This window comes from Thioalkalivibrio sp. XN8, from assembly GCF_011058255.1.
Taxonomy (GTDB): Bacteria; Pseudomonadota; Gammaproteobacteria; order Steroidobacterales; family XN24; genus XN24.
In genome coordinates this window covers 1-3,934 of the sequence record NZ_JAALFH010000055.1, presented here as the reverse complement: position 1 = coordinate 3,934, position 3,934 = coordinate 1, and the positions used below count along the sequence as shown (strand labels likewise).

At 56.2% G+C, this 3,934-nt stretch carries 7 protein-coding genes; all 7 read right to left on the bottom strand.

Annotated features, from left to right (window positions below; genetic code table 11):
• Positions 1 to 265 precede the first annotated feature (265 nt).
• Positions 266 to 1,027 (bottom strand): hypothetical protein, encoded by a 762-nt coding sequence (locus G6N75_RS07005; RefSeq protein ID WP_165347644.1) that lies wholly within the window; start codon positions 1,025 to 1,027, stop codon positions 266 to 268.
• 107 nt (positions 1,028 to 1,134) lie between these two features.
• On the bottom strand, positions 1,135 to 1,419 hold the full coding sequence (locus tag G6N75_RS07000; protein WP_165347643.1) for a HigA family addiction module antitoxin: 285 nt from the start codon (positions 1,417 to 1,419) through the stop codon (positions 1,135 to 1,137).
• Between the two features lie 9 nt (positions 1,420 to 1,428).
• Entirely contained in the window at positions 1,429 to 1,707 is a 279-nt protein-coding gene (locus tag G6N75_RS06995) for a type II toxin-antitoxin system RelE/ParE family toxin (protein ID WP_165347642.1), read from the bottom strand.
• An 85-nt stretch (positions 1,708 to 1,792) separates the two neighbouring features.
• Entirely contained in the window at positions 1,793 to 2,026 is a 234-nt protein-coding gene (locus tag G6N75_RS06990; protein WP_165347641.1) for a CopG family transcriptional regulator, read from the bottom strand.
• On the bottom strand, positions 2,016 to 2,279 hold the full coding sequence (locus G6N75_RS06985; protein ID WP_165347640.1) for a BrnT family toxin: 264 nt from the start codon (positions 2,277 to 2,279) through the stop codon (positions 2,016 to 2,018). Before G6N75_RS06985 ends, G6N75_RS06990 begins: the two co-directional genes overlap by 11 nt.
• Before the next feature lie 1,068 nt (positions 2,280 to 3,347).
• Entirely contained in the window at positions 3,348 to 3,644 is a 297-nt protein-coding gene (locus G6N75_RS06980; RefSeq protein WP_165347638.1) for a type II toxin-antitoxin system RelE/ParE family toxin, read from the bottom strand.
• The gene (locus tag G6N75_RS06975) at positions 3,644 to 3,874 is read right to left on the bottom strand and encodes an addiction module protein (RefSeq protein WP_165347637.1); all 231 of its coding nucleotides are present in this window, start codon (positions 3,872 to 3,874) and stop codon (positions 3,644 to 3,646) included. Before G6N75_RS06975 ends, G6N75_RS06980 begins: the two co-directional genes overlap by 1 nt.
• Between the last annotated feature and the right edge of the window lie 60 nt (positions 3,875 to 3,934).

The window sequence follows — 3,934 nt, the reverse complement described above, 5'->3', positions numbered from 1 at the left end:
CGTAGCGTATCCAGGTTGCCGGCCGCGGCGAGGATTTCGAGCTTCCTGGCAGCCAAGCGTTGAACATCTCTAGGCAGCCGTCGAGAGAACCGGCCGCCAAAGACTCGCTCTGTTTCCCGACACTTGAAGGACTTGATCACGAGGGCAAATACTAGCGCGGCGCGTTAGTACCGTCAAACGGTAGTAGTTTGAGTTTGGGAGTTCTAACGCTCGCGCTCACCCGCGCGCGTAGCGCGTCGGGTGCAGCGGGTAGTTAGAGGGCACATCATTCTCGCGGCACCAGAACCGCTGCGCCGTGATACTGCATGGTGATGTTGATCAACTTATTGCGACCATATTTTTCTCGCAGGTAGGCCAATACTGCCCCCTCGTCGCGACGGTCGACATCCCCGTCAATATAGTAGGCCTCTCTATTACGTTCCTTGTCTCTTGGGTCGATGCAGCCGCCCGCCATCGCTCTAGCGAGCGCACTCTCACGCAGGGCCGCGTATCGATCTGATAAATCATTGAGAAGTAGCTTCCCTTCGTTGTCACACCAGATAACAGCTCCATCAAGCACTTCTCTGTGGCGATGGAAGTCATTTAGCCCAAAGTAGTAGCAGGGACGAGCATATTCGTCCGCACCTGGTCCGAAATCCGCGATGGTGGTTGTGCCATATAGCGCGGCCTCGAACTGGTCGAAATAGAGCCGCCGCAATCGCCCCCACCCAAGGAGCCATACCAGTCGGAAATCGACCGGGCGCGCTTCGAAGGCGCGCAGCTGTTTTACGGCATCTGCAACTAGCCCAGAGATAACATTCTTGCGTTCAGCTGTGTCGTGATCTTCCGCGATATCACCGCGACCAAGCGTCACGTTGCGAGCTGCTTCACGAATCGGGTCTTCGCCTTTGGATTTGAGCTCGATCAAATATCGAGTGCCCCCAATCTCCGCATAGAAATCAGGTGTCTTGCCGGGCTCGCGAGGAATTCTGGTAACCGTGGCACCAAGGTGCTCGAGAATGAGAACGACTATCTCTTCCGGCTCCATGTGCTCTCTAACGCCCTGGATAACCTGCGATGGCGGCTGGCGCGGACCGTGCGTATGCGCGGGCCATGACAGCCGGTATCGTCAGGTTAATCCTGTAGTTAGGTATCTCAGGCAGCGAGGCGCGCAACCTTGAGACCCTTTCGGCGCTTCTCGGCGTGCCACAAATCGTACTGCGTCTGCAGATTCAACCAGCTCTCTGCGCTTGTGCCAAATGCTATCGACAAACGCACCGCCATCTCCGGGCTGATTCCTGCACGGCCGTTCAAGATCGCCGACAAGGTCTTACGGCTCACGCCAAGACCGGCCGCAGCGTCCGTGACGGTCAGTTCCAATGGCTCAAGACAGAGCGACCGAATGATCTCGCCAGGATGAGGGGGATTGTGCATCTTCATAGGTCGATCCTAATGGTAATCCTCGTAATCCACTTCATCGGCATCCGTACCTACGAAGCCAAACGTCACCCGCCAATTCCCACTGACTTCTACAGCCCAGCGTCCCTTTAGATCTCCTTTCAGCGGATGCAGCTTCAAGCCGGGCAACGCCATGTCGCCGGGGCCGGTAGAGGCATTGAGAGTAGCCAGTATCAGCTTCAAGCGGACTGCATGCGCCGGTCGAATTCCCGACCGAGAACCCGTGGCAAAGAATTTCGCCAATCCTTTGTGACGGAATCTCAGCATCATGGATTAAAGCGTAACCTATAACGTTACGCTAGACAAGATACCTAACGACCGGAATCAGCCGCGCAGTTCACTGCGTCGGCTGCATTCATTTGTTAGAAGCCGTCTGCTCGAGACGTTCGGCCAACCAGACCTTGATGATTGACTGGCGCGTCACGCCCAAGCGACTGGCCTCCTTGTCGAGTGACTCAATCATCCAAGTCGGGAAGTCGACATTCACTCTCTTTTGGGCCTGCAGCGGCCGACGTGCCTTAGATAGATCCAGGGCGTTGGTAATGTTCTTGCCGCTGTCGAAGTCGGCATCAAATCTCTTAGCTTTCATATATCGACACCTCTTCGGCGCGAGCTCGGCGCACGGAGATAATTCGGATGTTTTCGCTGCGGTAAGTGATGACGGCTGACCAGTGCTTCCCGGCGATACGTCCAATCACCAATAGCCGCGGTTCATCAACCGTAACAGCCGGAATCTCGATCAAGTCGGGATCACTCCAGAGCGCCTGTGCTTCGACAAAGTCGATCCCGTGCTTTTCGAGGTTCGCACGGCTTTTGCTCTCGTCAAACTCGAACGCCAACATGGTATAAAAATTATACCCTTACGGCTCGGGACGCAAGGGCCAACGAGGGCCCGCCCTGGAGGCTTCTAACGCTCTGGATAACCTGCGATGGCGGCTGGCGCGGACTGTGCGTATGCACGGGCCATGACAGGCGGCATCGTCAGGTTCATCCAACAGTTAGACGGAGACCCTGCATTCCGTTGATTCATTACTACTGCCGCTCCTACGCCATCGTCCTCAGGACTGGGCAACAGACCTAATCGAGTCTAGATCCGGCAGCCGGGCTGGCTCGTCATCAAAACTATAAACCTCCAAGCAGACGATTCGGTCGATCGCGCCAAAAACCAAGATCCCTACCGATCTGCCGTCAGCGGAATTTCCTGTGCCAGCGGCAATCACAGCCGGAGGGTCGCTCCAGTCTATTCCATCAAACTCCACGGTATCGCATCCGCATCCACAGCGAGTAACCACTTCAAGACGAGAAATGGATTTCCGCTGTGCAAAAGTCACCGACCCCACAGGGCATACCTCAAGGGCGCGGTCTATCACTGCGGCTTCAGCCGGTGAGATCGGTCGCCGAGCGGAACGAGCTCGTGGCACCGTGTCAGCTCCGTCTAACGATTGAGCTGAGCGGCGCGCACGCCGATGCTTGAGGTTCGCAACTTACCTATCACGCGTCCGCTCCAGCGATTTGTTAGGCGATCCGCTAGCGATTGCGATCACCAATTGTATTAGGCCAAACACTCCAACAGCCACGCAAATGAGATACGCGATTTTTAGGTTGGGGTACGGGTTGACGGCACCCAATGTAATAAGAGTTGCAATCACGACAGAGGCGAGGATTGCCACCAGGGCAACGTAAAGTCGTCGTCGACTGTGTGGGCCTGCGCGGGGTGAGACGTTCATGGGCCATTCGCCTAGTTAGTCTAAGTGGGGCGGCTGTGCGGACACTCGTAGCCGGATGCAGTGAATCAAGATGGTCGCCTAACTCTCACGCTGAGCCGCGCTTGACGGCGACCGACTGGAGCGACAGCGAAAGGAGCAAGCGGTCAAGCGTCGGTCTCCAGCCCATTGTTAGCGGTGTGGGCGTTAATCATCAGTTCTGGATCGCCAATATCCCGGCTTCCGCCGTGAATGGGCGATAGCGACAACGAATAGCGTGTCTTCGAATACCGAATAGATGATCGAGTGAGGGAAACGTCTTAGAACGAAATGACGCAACTCGGCGTCAATCGACGCACCGCTTTCCGGATGCTCAAGCAATAGATCGACAGCCCGTTCAATTTCTGTTGCGAATCGGCCGCCCAGGCCGGGCATCTCAGATTCGTAATAGGCCGCTTCCTCAGTGAACTCCCGCTCCGCTTCGGGATGGAATTCGTACCGCATTAGCCAAGGCGGGCACGCAAGCGTTCAAAAACCAAATGACCGGGCACGCCCTGGACTCGTCCTTCCGCAAGCTCCCGGTACCGCTTTTGCGCCTCGTTGAGCCATGCCTTTTCAACTTCAGCATCGAGGGGGGCATCCAACTCCGCCATCAGCGCCCTAAGCAACTCTTCCTTATCAGAGTTGCTAAGCTTCTGAATTTCCGCGTAGATCTCTGTTACCGCCCGTGCCATGGTCGAGTCTCCGTTTCAGGATTGCCTCAGTCTATCGCGACCCTGTGTGAACCGCTAACG

What these genes read in the sequence shown, in the direction of transcription:
- G6N75_RS06980 (WP_165347638.1), bottom strand. Translation starts at nt 3,644, where the DNA reads ATGCGGTACGAATTCCATCCCGAAGCGGAGCGGGAGTTCACTGAGGAA.
- G6N75_RS06985 (WP_165347640.1), bottom strand. Translation starts at nt 2,279, where the DNA reads ATGTTGGCGTTCGAGTTTGACGAGAGCAAAAGCCGTGCGAACCTCGAA.
- G6N75_RS07005 (WP_165347644.1), bottom strand. Translation starts at nt 1,027, where the DNA reads ATGGAGCCGGAAGAGATAGTCGTTCTCATTCTCGAGCACCTTGGTGCC.
- G6N75_RS06975 (WP_165347637.1), bottom strand. Translation starts at nt 3,874, where the DNA reads ATGGCACGGGCGGTAACAGAGATCTACGCGGAAATTCAGAAGCTTAGC.
- G6N75_RS06990 (WP_165347641.1), bottom strand. Translation starts at nt 2,026, where the DNA reads ATGAAAGCTAAGAGATTTGATGCCGACTTCGACAGCGGCAAGAACATT.
- G6N75_RS06995 (WP_165347642.1), bottom strand. Translation starts at nt 1,707, where the DNA reads ATGATGCTGAGATTCCGTCACAAAGGATTGGCGAAATTCTTTGCCACG.
- G6N75_RS07000 (WP_165347643.1), bottom strand. Translation starts at nt 1,419, where the DNA reads ATGAAGATGCACAATCCCCCTCATCCTGGCGAGATCATTCGGTCGCTC.